This is a genomic window from Streptomyces sp. NPDC002889, assembly GCF_042888425.1.
Taxonomy (GTDB): domain Bacteria; phylum Actinomycetota; class Actinomycetes; order Streptomycetales; family Streptomycetaceae; genus Streptomyces.
Map to the genome: position 1 here is coordinate 66,427 of NZ_JBIAPT010000028.1, position 18,896 is coordinate 85,322.

Genomic DNA, 18,896 nt, shown 5'->3' on the forward strand with positions numbered 1-18,896 from the left:
GTCATGGTCCGGTCACATTCGCCGCGCGGGACGGTCACGCACGGCTGTGAACCTGTCCGGCGTCCCCGCGACCGCTCGGGGCGGAAGAGAGGCTCACACCGTGTCAGCGTTGCTCGTGACACCCGGCCGCGGTCAGGAAAGCCGCGGCCAGGAAACCCGGCTGGGACCCGTCACCGTCGAGACCTACCGTGCCTTCCTCGCCACCCGCGCGGGCAGCGCTCTGGGGGCCGGGTTTCTGCAGTGCCCGTCCTGGGCCCAGGTCAAGGAGGGATGGCGCGCCCAACTGCTCGGCTGGGGTCCGGACCCGGAGGCCGGCCGGCTGACCGGAGTGGCACTCGTGCTGCTGCGGCAGCTCCCCGGCACCCGCAGATACTTCGCCTACCTCCCCGAAGGGCCCGTCGCCGACTGGGCCGATCCGGACATCGACGGCTGGCTCGACCCGCTGCTGCGCCATCTGCGGGCGACCGGCGCGTTCGCCGTACGCGTCGGGCCCTCGCCCGCGTACCGCCGTTGGGACGCCGACAGGCTCAAGTCGCTGACCGGGCCCGGTCGTCGGCTCGGCGACGTTCTCGCCTGCGAGGTCGACCCGCTCGGCACGGCGGTCGCCGAACGGCTGCGGGCACGCGGCTGGAAGCGATGCGGTGGCGAGGCGGCCGGAGAGGCCGGGGACGCGCAGCCCCGCCATGTCTTCCAGGTGCCGCTCGCCGGGCGCACCACCGACGACCTGTGGTCCGGACTCAACCAGGAGTGGCGGCGCAACGTCCGCCGCGCCCAGAAGTCGGGGGTGGAGGTGGTCGTGGGCAGCGCCGCCGAACTCCCCGATTTCTACCGGCTGTTGCGCATCACGGAGGAGCGCGACGGCTTCCGGCTCGGCCGCTCGCTCGCGTACTACGAGCGGCAGTACGAGGCTCTCAACGCCGAGGAGCCCGGCCGGATGAAGCTGTATCTCGCCCGCCACGAGGGCGAGATACTCGCTGCCCACACCATGATCACGGTGGGTCGGCGGGTCTGGTACCAGACCGGCGCATCCGCCGACCACCGCCGCGACGTCCGCCCGTCCAACGCCCTGCAGTGGCGGATGCTGCTCGACGCCCACGCACTCGGCGCCGACGTCTACGATATGCGCGGGGTACCCTCCACCCTCGACCCCGACGACCGTCCCTACGGGCTGCTTCGCTGGAAGCTCGGCACCGGAGGGCGGGTCGTCGAGACGCTGGGGGAATGGGAGAGACCGTTGGGCGGGACCGCCAACCACACGCTGTACCGCGCCTTCCAGGCGTACATGGCACGCCGATGAGCGCCCCGAACACGGGGGCCCCGACCGCCACGGGGGCGGCCGGGGCCAACAGGGCCGAGGGCGTCCTCGCGCCCGGCGGCCGGCAGGGCGGTGCGGACCGCAACGCCGGGGCGCCCATCCCCGGAGCCCGGACCGCGTCCGTGGCAGATGGTGGTGCGGTCATGGGCGCCGGGGCCACCGGGGCCGAGGACACCGCGCCGCACGGGGACGACACCACACGGGCCGACGACACCACACGGGCCGGCAAGGCCGGCACGCGATCCGGCCGCGCGGACCGAGACGACGGGACGCCGGATCCGGGTGCCAGGACCGCGTCCGTGGCGCGCAGTGGGGCCATCATGGCCGCGGGATCCATCGTCTCCCGTGCCACCGGGTTCGTGCGGTCCGCCGTCGTCGCCGCAGGCCTCGGCATGGGGCTGGTCGCGGACGGCTATGCGGCCGGCAACTCCGTCCCCACCATCGTCTACATGCTCCTCCTCGGCGGCGCGCTGAACGCCGTCTTCGTGCCCGAACTCGTCAAGGCCGCCAAGGAACACGAGGACGGCGGCGCCGCGTACACCGACCGGCTGCTCACCGTCTGCGTCATCGGCCTGCTGGCGATCACCGCCGCCGCGGTCTGGGCGGCGCCGCTCATCATCGACACGTACACCGGCTACACCGGCCCCCAGGCCACGATGACCGTCGCCTTCGCCCGCTACTGCCTGCCTCAGATCTTCTTCCTCGGGCTGTTCACACTGCTCGGACAAGTGCTCAACGCCCGTGGCCGGTTCGGCGCCATGATGTGGACGCCCGTTCTCAACAACGTCGTCGTCATCGCCGTGTTCGGTCTCTATCTGGCGACGGGCGACGGCGGCACGCTCACCCCTGCCGAGACGGCCCTGCTCGGCTGGGGCACCACCGCGGGTATCGCCGTCCAGGCGCTCGCCCTCGTCCCCGCCCTGCGCGCGGCCCGCTTCCGCTGGCGGCCCCGCTTCGACTGGCGCGGCAGCGGGCTGACCCGGCCGCTGCGCTCGGCCGGCTGGCTGGTGCTGCTCGTGCTCACCAACCAGCTCGCGTACCTGCTGACGACCCGGCTCGCCACGGCCGCCGGCACCCGCGCCGCGCAGGTTGACATCGACGGCGGCGTCGGGTTCAGCGCGTACAACAACGCGTACCTGCTGTGGGCCGTACCGCACGGGATCATCACCGTCTCGCTGGTCACCGCGCTGATGCCGCGGATGAGCGGGGCAGCGGCGGACGGCGACACGGCGGGTGTGCGGCGCGATGTCTCCTACGCGCTGCGCAGCAGCGCGGTCGCCGTGGTCCCCGCGGCGTGCGCGCTGTTCGCTCTGGCCCAGCCGATCATGGCGCTCGTCTTCCAGTACGGCAGGACGGACGACGACGACATCGCGGCGATGGCGGGCATCCTCATGGCGTTCGCCCCGGGGCTGATCGCGTTCTCCGGGCAGTACGTGCTCTCCCGCACCTTCTACGCCCTCTCCGACACGCGCACCCCGTTCCTGCTGAACCTGGTGATCGCGGGCCTGAACGCGACCCTGTCGACGACCGCGTATCTGCTGCTGCCGGCGCGGTGGGCGGTGACCGGGATGGCCGGGGCGTATTCGCTGGCCCTGTGCGCGGGATGGGCGGTGACGGCGTACGTCCTGCACCGGCGGCTCGGGGCGCCGGCAGGGACGGAACCCGCGCCCGCGTCGGGGCCCGTGTCCGGGGCAGGGCCTGCGTCCGTGGCGGGGCCCGCGCCGGTTTCGGCTGCCGCGTCCGGGACGGCGGCGACACCCGCGTCCCGGCCCGCCCGGGCCGGTGGGCGCGCTCCGGCACTGTGGCGCTCGCCCACCGTGGCCGCCCAGGCCCGGCTGCTGCTCGCCGCGATACCGGCCGCCGCGCTCGGTCACCTCGCGGCCAGGTACACGGCCCCCCTCGGTGCCGTCGCCGCGGCGGCGGCCGGCGCGCTCGTCATCGCGCTCACCTTCGCCTTCCTCGCCCGTCCCCTGCGCCTCACCGAACTCGATGCCCTGCTCTCCGGTGCCGGTAGACGTCTCACCCGCCGCTGAAGAAACCACCCTCGGGATACCCCACAGATGCCTCGCGTGCTGCTGATAGAAGACGACGCCTCCGTCCGGGAAGGCGTCGAACTCGGACTGCGTCGCCGTGGTCATGACGTACGGACCGCCGCCACCGGTGAGGCCGGGCTCGCCGCGCTCGACGAGTTCCGGCCCGATCTGCTTCTGCTGGATCTGATGCTGCCCGGTATGAACGGCGTGCAGGTCTGCCGGCAGGTGCGTGAGACCAGCCAGTTGCCGATCATCATGCTCACCGCCCGCGGCGACGACTTCGACGTCGTCATCGGGCTGGAGGCCGGCGCCGACGACTACATCGTCAAGCCCGCCCGTACCGAGGTGATCGAGGCCCGCATCCGGGCGGTGCTGCGCCGGATCGAGGACACCGGCGGGGGAAAGCCCGCGGTCGAGTTCCACGGTGAGCTCGCCATCGACCGCGCCGGGCTCACCGTCGCCAAGTCCGGGCAGCGTCTCGCGCTCGCCCCCTCGGAGCTGAAGCTGCTGCTGCATCTGTGCGCCGCCCCGGAGCAGGTGTTCAGCAGACAGCAGTTGCTGGAGCATGTGTGGGAGCACAGCTACCACGCCGACGCACGGCTGGTCGACGCGTGCGTACGGCGCCTGCGCAACAAGATCGAGGACACCCCGGGCAGCCCGCGGTACATCCAGACCCTGCGGGGCTTCGGCTACCGCTTCGGACCGCTGTGAGGTTCCGCCGCGGCCTCCGCGCGAACACCGCGAGCACGGACGCGCCCGACGCAGCCCCGACGAGTGCGAGCCTCCCGGGCGCGAACCCCGTCGGCCCGAGCCTCCCGGGCGCGAACAGCCCCGGCCCCCACCCCGCGGGCGCGAACAGCCCCGGTGCCGGCGCCGCGGGCGCGGTCGGCACCGGCACGGCCCCAGGCCGTGCCCGCCCGGCACGGCACATCGCCGCCTTCGGCCTGCGCACCCGTCTCATCCTCGCGTTCCTTCTCGTCGCCGCCGTCAGCGCCGGGACCACCGCGGCCCTCACCTACCGCGAGGCACGCAACGCCGTCCTCGCCACCGCCCAGGACACCGCGGTCGCGTCGTTCCGCGAGCAGGTCCAGCCGCTCAGCACCGAACTGCCCGTCGAGCGCACATCGCTGCAGGAAGTCCTGCGCGACATAGCCCGGAAGGGCAAACCACACCCTTGGGTCGTCTTCGCCGAGTACGGCTCGCTGCGGGTCTCCTCCGGAACCCAGCCCACCTCCACCGTGATCACTCCCGAACTGCGCCGCACCGCCCTGCACAATCCGCACGGCTCCTTCCAGCGGGTCGTCAAGGACGGCGTCCCGTATCTGACGATCGGTATGCCCGCCGTGTTCAAGGTCGGCGTGAACGGCGTGATACCCACCGGACTCGTCCTGTTCGCCGTGATGCGGATGAGCGGCGAGGAGGCCAATATCGAGGCCCTGGTGACCGCCGCGCGCGACGGCGCGCTGCCGGGCCTCGCAGTCGCGCTGATCCCCGCGCTGCTCGCCGCACGCAGCGTGCTGCGCCCGGTCCGCGAACTGCGCAAGGCCGCCGGCAGCATGGGCAGCGGCCGGCTCGACACCCGTATCCAGGTCCGGGGCAGCGACGAACTCGCGGATCTGGCACGTACGTTCAACGAATCGGCGGCTGAGCTCGAACGGTCGGTGCACGAACTGCGGCAGGCCGAGACGCGCGCCCGCCGCTTCGCTTCCGACGTCTCGCACGAACTGCGCACCCCGCTCGCCGGGATGCTCGCCGTCACCGAGGTCCTCGACGAGGACGCGGCCCGCCTCGACCCCGATACCGCCCGCGCGGTACGGCTGATCAGCGCCGAGACCGGAAAGCTCGCCGTGCTCGTCGAGGATCTGATGGAGATCTCCCGCTTCGACTCCCGCGCGGCCGAGCTCAACACCGACGAGGTGGACGCCGCCGAGACCATTCGCAAGACCCTGGAGCACCGGCACTGGACCGATCAGGTCCGTACCGAGCTGCCCGACGGTATCCGCATCCGCCTCGACCCACGCCGCTTCGACGTCGTCATCGCCAACCTCGTCGGCAACGCATTGCGGCACGGCGGCGCGCCCGTCACCGTACGGCTGCGCACCGAGACGCGCGCGGACGGCGTGGCTGTGCTGGTCACCGAGGTCGCGGACAGCGGACCCGGCATCCGGTACGACGTGCTCCCGCACATCTTCGACCGCTTCTACAAGGCCGACGCCGCCCGCACCCGATCGGCGGGCAGCGGCCTGGGACTCGCGATCACCCAGGAGAACGTACATCTGCACGGCGGCACGGTCCGGGCCGCGAACGGCCCCGGGGGCGTCGGCGCCGTGTTCACCGTCGAGATACCGCTCACGACGGCGGAGGCCACGGCATGAGACGACTGCCCGCCGCCGTCGCGGCACTTGCGGCCGCGCTGGCGCTGGCCGGCTGCGGCATCCAGGAGACCGATGTCATCGAGGCGGGCGGCCCCGCCACGGTCCAGGTCGTCCCGCACAGCCCGACCGGGATGGTGCTCTTCTTCCGCTCCCCGGACGGGGAGCCGATGCCCGTGGTCCGGTACCTGGAAGGGGAGTTCGCGGACAACAGGAACCCGGGGACATCGACCCCCGAGACCGTCGCCGCGCTCTTCGACGGTCCGATCGGAAACGAGCGCAAGGCCGGACTCACCACCGGGCTGCCCCTGCTGCCGCTCGGCAGACAGGTGCGGGTCGAGTCGGGCGCCGAGGGGGGCGTCGTGGTCAGGCTGCCGATTGCGCTCGACAGCCTCGACGACACCGCGGTGCGCCAGCTGATCTGCACGATCGCGTTCACCGAGGACGCCGAGGGCAGGAGCGGCGTGGTGCTGCGGGGGACGGACGTCACGCTGGGCCACGCCAACTGCGATGTCGACATCGACCTCGGCCGCCTGCCGCGCCCGACGAGCGTGCCGCGCTAGGTTCCGCTACCGAGCGCGCAGTTCGGCGAGCACCGCGTCCGTGAACGGCGGCCAGGCCTCGATGGCCCACGGTCCGAACGCCCGGTCCGTGAGCGTCACGCACGCGGCCTGCGCGTCCGGGTCGATCCACAGGAACGTGCCGGACTGGCCGAAGTGCCCGAAGGCGCGCGGCGAGGAGGAAGTGCCCGTCCAGTGCGGCGACTTGGCGTCACGGATCTCGAATCCGAGACCCCAGTCGTTGGGCTTTTGGTGCCCGTAGCCCGGCAGGATCCCCGACAGTCCCGGATGGACGACGGACATCGCCTCCAGCACCGTCCGCGCGTCGAGAAGCCGTGGCGCCTGCACCTCGGCCGCGAAACGCACCAGATCGTCGACGGTGGAGACGCCGTCCTTCGCGGGAGAGCCCTCCAGCGTCGTCGCCGTCATACCGAGCGGCTCCAGCACCGCCTGGTGGAGATAGTCCGTGAACGGGATCTCGGTCGCCTTGACGATATGGTCCGCGAGCACCTCGAAGCCCGCGTTCGAGTACAGCCGGCGGGTACCCGGCGGGGCCATGACGCGGTGCTCGTCGAAGGCGAGGCCCGAGGTGTGGGCGAGCAGATGACGGACGGTGGCACCCTCGGGGCCGGCCGGCTCGTCGAGCTCGATCGCCCCCTCCTCGTACGCCACCAGCGCCGCGTACGCCGCGAGCGGCTTGGTGACGGAGGCCAGCGGGAAACGCCGGCCGGTCGGGCCGTACGACCCGGCGACCGTGCCGTCCGCTCGTACGACGGCGGCCGCCGCGGTCGGTACCGGCCAGTTCTCGATCATCGCCAGGCTCTGCATGTGTACGAGCCTAAACGGTCCTACAGAGACAGCCGCATGGCCGGGTCCGGGGTGCGCACGAAGCCCAGGGAGGCGTACAGCGGCTCGCCCTCCGCAGAGGCCCGCAGATCGATCCTGCGCACACCGCGCTCCCGGAACCAGCCGAGCAGTCCCTCCGTACAGGCGCGTGAGTACCCACGGCGGCGCATGTCCTCGTCCGTCGCGACGCTGAACACATAGCCGCTCGTGCCCTCCGGATTGCCGGGCCCGCCGAGGCGGTACTCGATCGTGCCGACCGCGCAGGCCGCCAGCCCCCCGCCGGGCCGCTCGACGACGAAAGCCGTCAGCGCCCCGGCCGGATCGGAGAGCCGGTCGCGGAGCGTCGCCGCCGCGGCGGGCTGCCAGCTCACATCGGGATTCGGGCCCAGGTACGAGTCCTGCATGACCTTGCGCAGGCGGACCAGTTCTTCGGCGTCTTCGGGGGTGGCGCGGCGGGCGAGGCTCATGATCGGGCAGGCTAATTCGCGCCGTACCGCAACCGCCATCGGTTTCCGCTTGCTTGGAGTGCACTCCAAGGTTTTAGCGTGGTGGGCATGACGGTGATCGAGAGCACTCCGGCACGGACGAATCTCTGCAAGGCCGCTCCCCGTGCGCATCCGCGCCCCGAGGGACAGGACCGCTACACGATCAGCGAGGTCGTCGCCTTCACCGGGCTCACCGCGCACACCCTGCGCTGGTACGAGCGCATCGGGCTGATGCCGCACGTCGACCGCTCGCACACCGGCCAGCGGCGCTTCACCAACCGTGATCTGGACTGGCTCGCCTTCGTCGGCAAGCTGCGCCTGACCGGGATGCCCGTCGCCGACATGGTCCGGTACGCCGAGATGGTGCGGGAGGGTGAGCACACCTTCGAGGCCCGCCAGGAACTGCTGCAGAGCACCCGGCGCGACGTCCTCGAGCGGATGGCCGAGCTCCAGGACACCCTGGCCGTACTGGACCACAAGATCGAGTTCTACGCGGACGCCCGACGGGCGCCGGAGAGGGCCTGACCCCGATGAGCAACAGCAAGATCGCACAGGTGCGGCTCGGAACGAACGGCCCGCTGGTCGGCATCCAGGGCCTGGGCTGCATGGGCATCAGCGAGTTCTACGGCGACACCGACGAGGCAGCGGCCGGGGAGACGCTCCGCACGGCGCTCGCGCAGGGCGTCACGCTCTTCGACACGGCCGATGCGTACGGGCGGGGCGCCAACGAGGAGTTCCTGGCGCCGTTCGTCGCCGCGCATCGCGACGAGATCACCCTGGCAACGAAGTTCGCCATCGAACGGACCGACGACCCGCACTACCGCGGTGTGCGCAACGACCGCGCCTACCTGCGCCAGGCCGTCGAGAACAGCCTGCGGCGGCTGGGGACCGAGGTCATCGACCTGTACTACATGCACCGCCGCGACCCGGCCGTGCCGCTCGCCGAGTCCGTCGGCGCGATGGCCGAGCTGGTCGAGGAGGGCAAGGTCAAGCACCTGGGGCTGAGCGAGGTGACCGGCGCGGAGCTGCGCGAGGCGCACGCCGTGCACCCGATCGCCGCCCTGCAGTCGGAGTGGTCGCTGTTCAGCCGGGACGTGGAGCGCAGCGCGGTCGGCGCCGCGGCCGAGCTCGGTGTCGCATTGGTGCCGTACTCCCCCCTCGGCCGGGGGTTCCTCACCGGGGCGTTCACCGACGCCGGCACGCAGCTGTCGGCGGACGACTACCGCCGGTACCAGCCCCGCTTCACCGGCGAGAACGCCACGGCGAACGCCGCGCTGCTGGAGCCCGTTCACAAGATCGCGGCGGCGCACGGCGCGAGCGTCGGGCAGGTCGCGCTGGCCTGGGTGCAACAGCGGGCCCAGGTGCACTCGCTCGCCGTGGTCCCGATTCCCGGTACCCGTAAGGCGAGCCGGCTGCTGGAGAACGTCGGAGCGACGCGTCTGACACTGAGCCAGGACGAACTGGCGTCGCTGGAGCCGATCGCCGGACAGGTGGCCGGGGACCGCTACCCCGACATGAGCTCGACGTCGACCGCGCGCGAGTAGCACCACCGCGTCACCCGGCCCCGACACGCGGGACCGCCGCCTCACACCGGCCCGAGCGCGAACACCGCGAAGCCCGCCGCGAGCAGCCCCACAGCTGCCCGGCGGGCTTTCGTGGCGGGGCGCCACGGGGACTCGAAGACGCGCCACCGACGCCGCGGCCGGCTCCCGGCGGGGGATGACTGCCGGCCCCAGGGCCCTCGGACGCGGCCACCGGCGCGGGCGGCAGTGCGCACGGGCGGCCCGTGGGCTACTGGCCCGGGGTCACCAGACCCGACTCGTACGCGAAGATCACCGCCTGCGTCCGGTCGCGCACGTCCAACTTGGCGAGGATGCGGCCGATGTGGGTCTTCACCGTCTGCTCGGCGAGCACCAGATGGTCCGCGATCTCACGATTGGACAGGCCCTGGGCGACGAGTTCCAGGACCTCGGTCTCGCGAGGGGTCAGCCCGTTCAGCCGCAGCGACGGGTTCCTCCGCCGGGCGGGCCGCCGGGCCGCGAAATCGGCGATCAGCCGCCGGGTCACGGACGGCGCCAGCAGAGCCTCACCGGCCGCCACCACCCGTACCGCCGCGATCAGATCCGCCGGCGGCGCGTCCTTCAGCAGAAACCCGGACGCACCGGCGCGCAGCGCCTCGTAGACATAGTCGTCGACGTCGAACGTGGTCAGCATCAGCACCTTGGGCAGGTGCACCACGCCAGGGGGCGGGTTCAGCAACTCACGCGCAGCCGCGAGACCGTCCATCTCCGGCATCCGCACATCCATCAGGACCACATCGGGCTGGGTGCTGCGGCCGACCTCCACGCCCCTGCGGCCGTCCGGCGCCTCGCCGACCACATCGATGTCGGCCTGCGCCGCCAGAAGCGCGGCGAACCCCGCCCGCACCATGGCCTGGTCGTCGACAATGATCACGCGGATGCTCACGCGGGTTCCTTCACGTCGAGGGGGAGACGGGCCGCGACCCGGAAGCCGCCGTCGGCCAGCGGTCCGGTGTCCAGCGTGCCGCCGGTCAACCGTACGCGTTCGCGCATCCCGACCAGGCCGTGCCCGGTACCGGTCGTCTCCAGCGGTGAAATGGCCTGCACCGCTGGGCCGTTGACCACAAGCACGGTCAGATTCTCGCCGTCCGAGGTGACCGACACCCGGGTCGGCGCGCCGGGGGCGTGCCGCACCACATTGGCCAGGGCCTCTTGCACGATCCGGTACGCGGACAGCTCCACGGCCTGCGGCACCCCGCCGAGCTGCGCTGCGAGCGACAACTCGGCCGGCACCCCCGCCCGTACCGTCGCCTCCACCAGCTGCTGCACCCGGTCCAGCCCCGGCTGCGGGGTCCGCTCGCCCTCGGCGCCCTCGCTGCGCAGCACGACGAGCAGCCGCCGCATCTCCGTCAGTGATTCGCGGGCGCTCGTCGCGATCGAGGTGAACTCCTCGCGCGCGGCGTCCGGAAGCCCCTCTATCCGGTACGGCGCCGAGTCCGCCTGCACGGTGATCACCGACATGTGGTGGGCCACCATGTCATGCAGTTCGCGGGCGATACGGGCCCGCTCCTCCAGCAGGGTGCGCTGGGCCCGCTCCGCCTCGCTGATGGTTTCCTGCGCTGTCAACCGGCGCTGGGCGTCGCGGCGTTCGCGCAACGCGCCGGTGAGCACGAGGATCACACCGCTGAAGACGATCAGCGGCAGGTGGATCCCGTCGCTGAGCGACGGCGACAGTCGCTCGAGCAGCAGGCCGGCCGCACCCGTCAGCAGCCAGACCCCCACCAGCTTGCGGCGCGGCTCGCGCCACCCCAGGCAGATCATCAGCAGCAGATAGCCGACGACCGTCATGGGGGTCCACGGCCAGGACCTGTCGGCGGTGCCGGGCGCGGCCATCAGGGCGACGGCACCCAGGACATCCGCGGCGAAGATGATCCACCACGCCTCCAGCGGCCGGGTCACGGCAAGCAGCAGCGGCGCGGACTGCGCGGTGGCGAGGGCACCGGCGAGGGCACCGTTGAGACCGTAGTCGTTGGCCAGGACGGTGACGGTGATGGGCAGCAGCTGGACGACGAAGATGAGGACGACCCCGTACGACAGCGCCCGCAACCGGCGTTTCTCCCCACCGGCGAACGGTGGTTCGGTGGAGCGCGTGGGCGTACCGAGGTCGGTCGCGAGCGACCGCAGGTTCCGTAGCGCGGCCCGCGCCGTGCGCGACGACAGGGGAGGGGAGGGGGACGGCTCGGGGGGCCGGGGGGACTTGGACATGACGTGATCAGCCTAGGCAGCGGGGCGCCGCGCGGCGTCATACCGAGGAGCCGGACCCCGTGTCATACCGGGGTATGACACGGGCCGAGGCCTATGGGCCCCGGAACGTCGCCGCCACGGACCGGCCGCGCCCGGGAAGTCGGGTGCGCCCGAGTCGCCGCCACGGACCCGGCCGCGCCCGGAAACCCGGCCCGCCCCGTCACAGCTCCGCGAGCAGCTCCGCCTTCTTCCGGCTGAACTCCTCGTCCGTCACCAGACCCGCCTGGTGCAGATCCCCGAGATGGCGTATCCGGTCCGCGATGTCGGCCGGGTCCCGGTGGGCTGCCCGGGGCGTCAGCGCCGGGGCCGGGTTCGCCTTCCGTGCGGCCGCGAGGACCGCCGCGGCGAACGGCAACGACTCGTGGACCGGGCCGTAGCCGAGGCCGAAGATCACCGCCGCCGGGTCGTGGTCCGCCTGCACCGGCTGCCCGCCCGCGATCACGGTCCCGGGCGGCGCGCCGGGGTCGGCGCCGCGGCGCAGCAGCCGCAGATAGCCGTCGAAGACCTCGGGCGAGCGCCACTCCACCCCGCTCAGCTCCGACACCGGGAAAGTCTGGTCCCCCGCCTTCCACTTGGCGGACGACGCGCCCGTCCAGAACCAGCGGAACGCGACCTGTGAACCGTCGAACGACGCCTTTCCGTCGTATGCCTTGAAGCCCAGCGGAGCCTCGGGCGCGGCCACCGAGAACCGCTCGGCGGGCTGGTCCGCGTCCGGCCCGAGGAGGGCCCGCAACTCGTCCGCGTAGTACTCGGCGAGCACTTCGCGCTCCGCCGGGAGCACCAGGCGGTACGGGTCGCAGCCTTCCTTCAGCTGTCCGGCCGCCGCCTCCATCAGTGGATCGGCGCCTGGTCTGGGCACCGCTTGCAGAACTACCGTGCCCCGCTTGCCCGGGAAGAGCGTCACCGCCGCCAACGCCTCGTGCGGGACACGCCGTTCCCGTAGCGCGGCCCAGAGCTTCGGTGTGCGGATCCCCCGTTCGAAGCGGATGAGCACGGAGTCGGTCTCGAACTCCCAGGTGGCCTGAAATCCGGCCAGCACATCACCCATGCGCCTCATCGTATGCGGACCGCGCCTGTGCGTCGCCCCTCGGTGGCAGGACGGCCCGGCAGTGATCTACGCGCGTCCGTCCGCTTCCGCGCCGTAAATACCGCGGCGGCAGGCGTCATTGTTGCCCGCACAGCTCACTCCCGCATACCAACCGAGGCCTATCTCGGCGAAGTTGTCGACGCTCTCGGTGCCCGGCTCGAAATAGCCTCCGTGGCCGATCGCACCGGCCGCGGACAGCAGGCGCGCCCCGAACTCCGGCGTCACAGGGTCCTCGCCGTGACCGAGCCCGCCGACGGCCATGTGCGGCACGTCCTGGATCCAGTCGTCGCTGTCGCGCATCGCCCACACCCTGGCCCTGGTGTGCAGCCCGGCCACGTTCTCGGCACGCATACCGGGGCTGCCCGCCACCGCCACGTCCTCGACCCGGTCGGGCAGCCGGCTGGCGGCGACGCCGCACACCACGGAGCCGTAACTGTGGCAGAACAGGGCCACCTTGGAGTCGCCGGGCAGCGACTTGGTGAGCGCGGTCAGCCGTACCGCGCCGTTCTCGGCCAGGCGCCCGATCGCCGACTCCACGCCGACGCCGACGGGACTGGTGTAGTCGGCCCAGGCGATCACGGCTGTGCGGACCCGGGGGGCGGCGGCCCGCTGCGCCGCGTACAGCGACTGGGCCATACCGACGGGAGCGCTGTACTTGCGGGCCGACCGCTGGAAGGTGAGCAGATTGGTGTCGACCCCGGGCACGATCACCGAGACGCGCTGCGCCCGGTCGAGATCGCCGAAGACCTCGGCGACCCGGCCGGAGCCGGAGGGGTCGAAGGCGAGGATCTGCCGGTCCTCGCTCATCAGCGCCTGGAACCGGTCCATCCTGCGGACCGCCGCGCGGTGGCCGGCCGCTGTGAGATGGGGATCGTCGACCCGCTTGTGCTCGGCGGCGAACGAATTCGCCAGTGCCGTCCGGTTGGCGCGATAGCGGAGTGCTACCGGCGCGCCGTTGAGGTTGCCGACGACATGCGGGAACTCGTCGGCGAGTGCGGCGCGGCGGGATGGGCTGATCGATGCGAAGAAGGCGGTCAGTTCGTGCGGCGGCGCGTCGGCCTCGGGCACCTCACGTGCTCCGATCGTGGCCTTGCTCCAGCCCGCCTGCTCGGCCGCCAGGGCGTCGCGCGGACCGCCGGGATGCCGTACGGCGGTCCAGCCGGTCATCGCCAGCATCACGAACACCACCGTGAGAGCGAGCAGGGCGCGCCACACGGTCGATGTGGGGGAGTGGTCGAAGGAAGTCACTGCGACACACCCTAGGAGACGCGCGAGGGGCCGAGCGTAGAGGGTGAGGGAGATCACGTGTTGGGAGGGGGATGGCGGGGGAAGAGGTCACCTTGTGTGTGCGCGAGGCGTACCCTCCGGCGCGGCGGGGGCGTTACGCCCTCCTGTTCTTATCCGGCCCTTATCTCTCCCGAGTTGTGCGCCGCATCACACTGCTGGACGCGCCGACGGTGACGCGCGCGCACGCGTCCGCGTCATCTCGAGCCGGGGGTGTGCGCGGCCCACCTCCGACGTCGCGCCGTGTGCGTGCGCGGCCCACATGTCGCGTCAACCCGGGTACGCGACAGCCCCACCGAGCGCCCCGACGGGGGCTGTCCCCTATCCGGGTGATCTTGGTGCGACCCCCTTCCGCGTCGGCTCCGCCCAGGGTCAGGGTTCGGTCAAGTGATCAGTACGACACGGGGGTTCATCATGCGTACGACCGTCTTCGCCACCGTCCTGGCCGCCACCCTGCTCACGCCGGCCGCCGCGACGCCCACCGCTGCCGCTTCGCCCGTCCCCGCGGCCTCGGCGCCCCGGCTCGGCGCCTGCGCGGCCGGCGAGCTGTGCCTGTGGGCGAAACCGGACTTCAAGGGCGCCCGGCAGATCCACGAACTGTCCGGCCTCGACATCGATTCCTGCGTCCCGCTCCCGGCGGGCACCACCGTCCAGGCACTGGCCAACCGCACGGGGCGGCCCGTCACCACCTACCAGTCCGGGGAGTGCGCGGAGACCGGAGAGTTCGAGACCTATCCCGGCAGCGGCACCTGGGTGCCGCAATCGCCGTACCGCGTAAGGGCCTTCAAGGTCTGGGAGCGCTGAAGCGGGGTACCCGCAACTCCGGGCCGGTTTCGACGATCCCAGGGAGTGATGATGGCGGGCTTCGGAAGCACCACGCGCAGGCACCCCCGCTCACGCGGCCGCAACTGGTCTCGGAGCGGGCCGGATCGCGCGGCACTCGGCATCATCGGCCTGATCTGTGCGATCACGGGTTTCTTCGTGCTGGGGATCGTTCTCGGCCCGATCGCGATCGTCTGCGGCTGGCTCGGCATGGGACGCCGCTGGAACGGCGCGCAGCCGGTGCCGGCCCTGGCCGCCCTGGTCCTGGGTGCGATCGACACCGTCCTGGCCGTTGTCCGGCTGGCGGGAGCCACCGTTCCCGGCGGCGGGATGTGGTGATTTTCACCCACGGACAGCGGCATCATCGGACGGACCGGCAGGGGCGGGCACAGTGCCCGCCCCTGCCGCCGTGTCCGCCATGGCGGTGACCGAGGCGGCCGCGGAGAGCGTGGCCACCTCCGCCCGCAGCTCCTTGACCTCCCTGGTCAGGGCCTCCAGCAGCGCCGTCTGCCGGCGCTCCTCCACGTCGTCGCGCTCGAAGCGCGCGATGAACCAGGCCGCGATGTTCGCCGTCACCACACCGAGCAGTGCGATCCCCGACAGCATCAGCCCGACCGCGAGCAACCGCCCGAGGCCCGTCGTCGGCGCATGGTCGCCGTAACCGACCGTCGTCATCGTGGTGAAGGACCACCACACCGCGTCACCCAGCGTCTTGATGTTCCCGCCCGGCGCGTCCCGCTCCACCCGCAGCACCGCCAGCGAGCCGAACATCATCAGCCCCACCACCGCGCCGCCGACATACGTCGTCAGCGTGATCTGTGGGGCCATCCTGGCCCGCCGCCCGACCAGCAGCAGCGTCGCGACCACCCGGAGCAGCCGCAGCGGCTGCACCAGCGGCAGGACGACCGCCAGCAGATCCAGCGGATGGCTGCGGACGAACAGCCACTTGCCGGGTGCCAGCACCAGCCGTACGAGGTAGTCGAAGGCAAAGGCGCCCCACACCACCCACTCGACGGCGGAGCAGAGCGTGTGCACCCAGCTCGCGGCGTCCGGCGCCACGATCGGCACGGCGTAGGCCCCGCCGAACGCGACGGCCAGCCCCAGCAGCGGCCCCTGGGCGCGCGCTTCCCACCGCATCTGCGGCGTTCGTTCCTTCATGTCCGGCATCGTAAAGAAGCCGAAGGGCGGCGGGACCCGCCCGGGTCCCGCCGCCCTTCATCAGGCCATGAGTGCTACGCGTCGCCGCCGGCCGCGCCAGGGTCGGCCGCCGCCACATCCAGCAGCTGGTACCGGTCCACCGCCTGCTTCAGAACGGAACGGTCCACCTTGCCCTCACGGGCGAGCTCCGTGAGCACCGCAAGCACGATCGACTGCGCGTCGATGTGGAAGAAGCGACGGGCCGCGCCCCGCGTGTCCGCGAAACCGAATCCGTCGGCGCCCAGCGACTGGTACGTTCCCGGAACCCAGCGGGAGATCTGGTCCGGGACGGACCGCATCCAGTCCGAGACCGCGACGAACGGGCCCTCGGAGCCGGACAGCTTCTGGGTGACGTACGGGACGCGCTGCTCCTCCTCGGGGTGCAGCAGATTGTGCCGCTCCACCTCCACCGCCTCACGGCGCAGCTCGTTCCAGGAGGTCGCCGACCAGACATCGGCCCTGACGTTCCACTCGGCGGCGAGGATCTGCTGTGCCTCGACCGCCCACGGCACCGCCACACCGGACGCCAGGATCTGCGCGGCGATCGCGCCGGACTCGCCCGCCCTGTAGCGGTGGATGCCCTTGAGGATGCCCTCCACGTCCACGTCGGCCGGCTCGGCCGGGTGCCGGATCGGCTCGTTGTACACGGTCAGGTAGTAGAAGACGTCCTCGCCGTGCGGGTGCTCCGGGCTGGATCCGTACATCCGGCGCAGACCGTCCTCGACGATGTGCGCGATCTCGTAGCCGAACGCCGGGTCGTAGGCGACACAGCCCGGGTTGGTCGAGGCCAGCAGCTGCGAGTGGCCGTCCGCGTGCTGCAGGCCCTCACCCGTCAGGGTCGTACGGCCCGCGGTGGCGCCCAGCACGAAGCCGCGGGCCAGCTGGTCCGCCATCTGCCAGAACTGGTCGCCGGTGCGCTGGAAGCCGAACATCGAGTAGAAGACGTAGACCGGGATCAGCGGCTCGCCGTGCGTGGCGTACGCCGAACCGGCGGCGATCAGCGAGGCCGTGCAGCCGGCCTCGGAGATGCCGTCGTGCAGCATCTGACCGGTCGGTGACTCCTTGTACGCGAGCAGCAGCTCGCGGTCCACGGCCTCGTACTGCTGGCCCAGCGGGTTGTAGATCTTCGCGCTCGGGAAGAACGAGTCCATACCGAAGGTGCGGTACTCGTCCGGCGCGATCAGCACGAACCGCTTGCCGATCTCCTTGTCCCGCATCAGGTCCTTGAGCAGCCGGACGAACGCCATGGTGGTGGCGATCGACTGCTGGCCCGAGCCCTTCTTCACAGCCGCATACGTCTTGTCGTCCGGCAGCGCCAGGGGCTGCGACCGCACGACGCGGGTCGGGACGTACCCGCCCAGCGACCGGCGGCGGTCGTGCATGTACTGGATCTCCGCCGAGTCGGGGCCGGGGTGGTAGTACGGCGGAGCGCTCTCTTCGAGCTGCTTGTCGGTGATCGGGATGTGCAGCCGGTCGCGGAAGCCCTTCAGGTCGCCGACCGTCAGTTTCTTCATCTGGTGCGTGGCGTTGCGGCCCTCGAAGTTCGGGCCGAGGGTCCAGCCCTTGACCGTCTGGGCGAGAATCACGGTCGGCTGGCCCTTGTGGGCGCGGGCCGCCGCGTACGCCGCGAAGATCTTCTTGTGGTCGTGGCCGCCGCGGCCCAGGTGCAGGACCTGGTCGTCGGTCATGCCCTCGACCATGGCGCGCAGCCGATGGTCGTCGCCGAAGAAGTGCTCGCGGATGTACGCGCCGGTCTCGGTGGCGTACGTCTGGAACTGGCCGTCCGGCGTGGTGTTCAGCTTGTTGACCAGGATGCCGTCGCGGTCCTGCGCGAGCAGCGGGTCCCAGGAGCGGTCCCAGACCAGCTTGATGACGTTCCAGCCGGCGCCGCGGAACTGCGACTCCAGCTCCTGGATGATCTTGCCGTTGCCGCGCACCGGGCCGTCGAGACGCTGCAGATTGCAGTTGACGACAAAGGTCAGATTGTCCAGACCCTCACGGGCGGCGATGGACAGCTGGCCGAGCGACTCGGGCTCGTCCATCTCGCCGTCGCCGAGGAAGGCCCACACATGCGACTTGGAGGTGTCGGCGATGCCGCGCGCCTCCATGTAGCGGTTCATCCGGGCCTGGTAGATCGCGCCGAGCGGGCCAAGGCCCATGGAGACGGTCGGGAACTCCCAGAAGTCCGGCATCAGCCGCGGGTGGGGGTACGACGACAGCCCGTTCGGGAACTTGGACTTCTCCTGGCGGAAGGCGTCGAGCTGGTTCTCGTTCAGCCGGTCCAGCAGGAAGGCGCGGGCGTAGATTCCGGGCGACGCGTGGCCCTGGAAGAAGATCTGGTCGCCGCCGTCGCCCTCGTCCTTGCCACGGAAGAAGTGGTTGAAGCCCACGTCGTAGAGGGAGGCGGACGAGGCGAAGGTGGCGATGTGGCCGCCGACGCCGATACCGGGGCGCTGGGCGCGGGAGACCATCACCGCGGCGTTCCAGCGGGTCGCGTTGAGGATCTTGCGCTCGATCTCCTCGTTGCCGGGGAAGAACGGCTCGTCCTTGGTGGCGATGGTGTTGACGTAGTCCGTGCTGCGCATCTCGGGCACGGCGACGCGCTTCTCGCGCGCCCGCTCGATCAGGCGGAGCATGAGATAGCGGGCCCGCTCACGGCCCCGCTCGTCGATGGCGGCGTCGAGAGAGTCCAGCCATTCCTTGGTCTCTTCAGGATCGAAGTCCGGGACCTGGCTGGGAAGGCCGCCAATGATGATCGGGTTGCGATCGGATCCGGAAGCCACGCTGTTCCTTCGCTGTTCGGTGGAGCTGCCTCTATGGGGATGTTGCGCTGTGTCGCACCGCCTCCATCGTGTACCGCGGGGAGGCAAACGTCACCTCTACCGAGGGGTAACCCCGGATCTCCCCCGGATCCGGGCCCTACCCCGCCTCGGGGGACGGTCAAATCGCAACGATACGCTCAACACGTGCATGCGTTTCGTTTGACTGTTCGGTTCCGATCGGTGGCCGGACGGGTAGGAATGCCGCAAAGATGGCTGAAAGGTCGCGTCCCTCACGCGACGGGGCTCTCG

The 18,896-nt window shown here is 71.5% G+C and carries 17 protein-coding genes; 9 read left to right on the top strand and 8 right to left on the bottom strand.

The features are described 5' to 3' along the window. Positions 1 to 100: 100 nt before the first annotated feature. From ACFYWI_RS32200 to ACFYWI_RS32220, 5 genes are all read left to right on the top strand, one after another. Complete coding sequence (locus ACFYWI_RS32200; RefSeq protein WP_389239289.1) at positions 101 to 1,297, top strand: lipid II:glycine glycyltransferase FemX; 1,197 nt, start codon at positions 101 to 103, stop codon at positions 1,295 to 1,297. A gap of 338 nt (positions 1,298 to 1,635) precedes the next feature. Beyond that, positions 1,636 to 3,348 carry a murein biosynthesis integral membrane protein MurJ gene (murJ, locus tag ACFYWI_RS32205; protein WP_389239323.1) on the top strand — a complete coding sequence of 571 codons (1,713 nt, stop codon included), beginning with the start codon at positions 1,636 to 1,638 and terminating at the stop codon, positions 3,346 to 3,348. A 27-nt stretch (positions 3,349 to 3,375) separates the two neighbouring features. Next, a complete protein-coding gene (locus ACFYWI_RS32210) occupies positions 3,376 to 4,059 on the top strand; it encodes a response regulator (protein WP_389239290.1) in 684 nt (227 codons plus the stop codon). A gap of 218 nt (positions 4,060 to 4,277) precedes the next feature. Beyond that, the gene (locus tag ACFYWI_RS32215) at positions 4,278 to 5,723 is read left to right on the top strand and encodes a sensor histidine kinase (protein WP_389239324.1); all 1,446 of its coding nucleotides are present in this window, start codon (positions 4,278 to 4,280) and stop codon (positions 5,721 to 5,723) included. Further along, the gene (locus ACFYWI_RS32220) at positions 5,720 to 6,283 is read left to right on the top strand and encodes a hypothetical protein (RefSeq protein WP_389239291.1); all 564 of its coding nucleotides are present in this window, start codon (positions 5,720 to 5,722) and stop codon (positions 6,281 to 6,283) included. Before ACFYWI_RS32215 ends, ACFYWI_RS32220 begins: the two co-directional genes overlap by 4 nt. Before the next feature lie 6 nt (positions 6,284 to 6,289). On the opposite strand, the gene ACFYWI_RS32225 is transcribed toward ACFYWI_RS32220, so the two are convergent. Continuing rightward, a complete protein-coding gene (locus ACFYWI_RS32225) occupies positions 6,290 to 7,108 on the bottom strand; it encodes a serine hydrolase domain-containing protein (protein ID WP_389239292.1) in 819 nt (272 codons plus the stop codon). 20 nt (positions 7,109 to 7,128) lie between these two features. Beyond that, complete coding sequence (locus ACFYWI_RS32230; protein WP_389239293.1) at positions 7,129 to 7,593, bottom strand: GNAT family N-acetyltransferase; 465 nt, start codon at positions 7,591 to 7,593, stop codon at positions 7,129 to 7,131. Positions 7,594 to 7,680: 87 nt separating this feature from the next. Here ACFYWI_RS32230 and ACFYWI_RS32235 point away from each other — a divergent pair, with 87 nt between their 5' ends. After that, positions 7,681 to 8,136, top strand: coding sequence for a MerR family transcriptional regulator (locus ACFYWI_RS32235; protein WP_389239294.1), 456 nt, complete (start codon positions 7,681 to 7,683; stop codon positions 8,134 to 8,136). Between the two features lie 5 nt (positions 8,137 to 8,141). Further along, positions 8,142 to 9,155, top strand: coding sequence for an aldo/keto reductase (locus ACFYWI_RS32240; protein WP_389239295.1), 1,014 nt, complete (start codon positions 8,142 to 8,144; stop codon positions 9,153 to 9,155). A gap of 247 nt (positions 9,156 to 9,402) precedes the next feature. Here the strand turns inward: ACFYWI_RS32240 and ACFYWI_RS32245 are convergent, their stop codons facing one another. From ACFYWI_RS32245 to ACFYWI_RS32260, 4 genes are all read right to left on the bottom strand, one after another. After that, entirely contained in the window at positions 9,403 to 10,077 is a 675-nt protein-coding gene (locus ACFYWI_RS32245) for a response regulator (RefSeq protein ID WP_389239296.1), read from the bottom strand. Then, the gene (locus ACFYWI_RS32250) at positions 10,074 to 11,396 is read right to left on the bottom strand and encodes a sensor histidine kinase (RefSeq protein ID WP_389239297.1); all 1,323 of its coding nucleotides are present in this window, start codon (positions 11,394 to 11,396) and stop codon (positions 10,074 to 10,076) included. Before ACFYWI_RS32250 ends, ACFYWI_RS32245 begins: the two co-directional genes overlap by 4 nt. Positions 11,397 to 11,595: 199 nt before the next feature. Continuing rightward, a complete protein-coding gene (locus tag ACFYWI_RS32255; RefSeq protein ID WP_389239298.1) occupies positions 11,596 to 12,483 on the bottom strand; it encodes a DUF4429 domain-containing protein in 888 nt (295 codons plus the stop codon). Positions 12,484 to 12,549: 66 nt separating this feature from the next. Beyond that, on the bottom strand, positions 12,550 to 13,770 hold the full coding sequence (locus ACFYWI_RS32260; RefSeq protein WP_389239300.1) for an alpha/beta hydrolase: 1,221 nt from the start codon (positions 13,768 to 13,770) through the stop codon (positions 12,550 to 12,552). A 450-nt stretch (positions 13,771 to 14,220) separates the two neighbouring features. Between ACFYWI_RS32260 and ACFYWI_RS32265 the strand changes: the two genes are divergently transcribed. Both ACFYWI_RS32265 and ACFYWI_RS32270 read left to right on the top strand, forming a co-directional pair. Beyond that, positions 14,221 to 14,610 carry a peptidase inhibitor family I36 protein gene (locus ACFYWI_RS32265; protein ID WP_389239301.1) on the top strand — a complete coding sequence of 130 codons (390 nt, stop codon included), beginning with the start codon at positions 14,221 to 14,223 and terminating at the stop codon, positions 14,608 to 14,610. Between the two features lie 48 nt (positions 14,611 to 14,658). Next, positions 14,659 to 14,967, top strand: coding sequence for a small hydrophobic protein (locus tag ACFYWI_RS32270; protein ID WP_389239302.1), 309 nt, complete (start codon positions 14,659 to 14,661; stop codon positions 14,965 to 14,967). 3 nt (positions 14,968 to 14,970) lie between these two features. On the opposite strand, the gene ACFYWI_RS32275 is transcribed toward ACFYWI_RS32270, so the two are convergent. Both ACFYWI_RS32275 and aceE read right to left on the bottom strand, forming a co-directional pair. Beyond that, the gene (locus ACFYWI_RS32275; protein ID WP_389239303.1) at positions 14,971 to 15,786 is read right to left on the bottom strand and encodes a potassium channel family protein; all 816 of its coding nucleotides are present in this window, start codon (positions 15,784 to 15,786) and stop codon (positions 14,971 to 14,973) included. A gap of 74 nt (positions 15,787 to 15,860) precedes the next feature. Further along, positions 15,861 to 18,608: a pyruvate dehydrogenase (acetyl-transferring), homodimeric type gene (gene aceE / locus ACFYWI_RS32280; protein ID WP_389239304.1), complete on the bottom strand. Its 2,748-nt coding sequence runs from the start codon at positions 18,606 to 18,608 to the stop codon at positions 15,861 to 15,863. Positions 18,609 to 18,896: the final 288 nt, after the last annotated feature.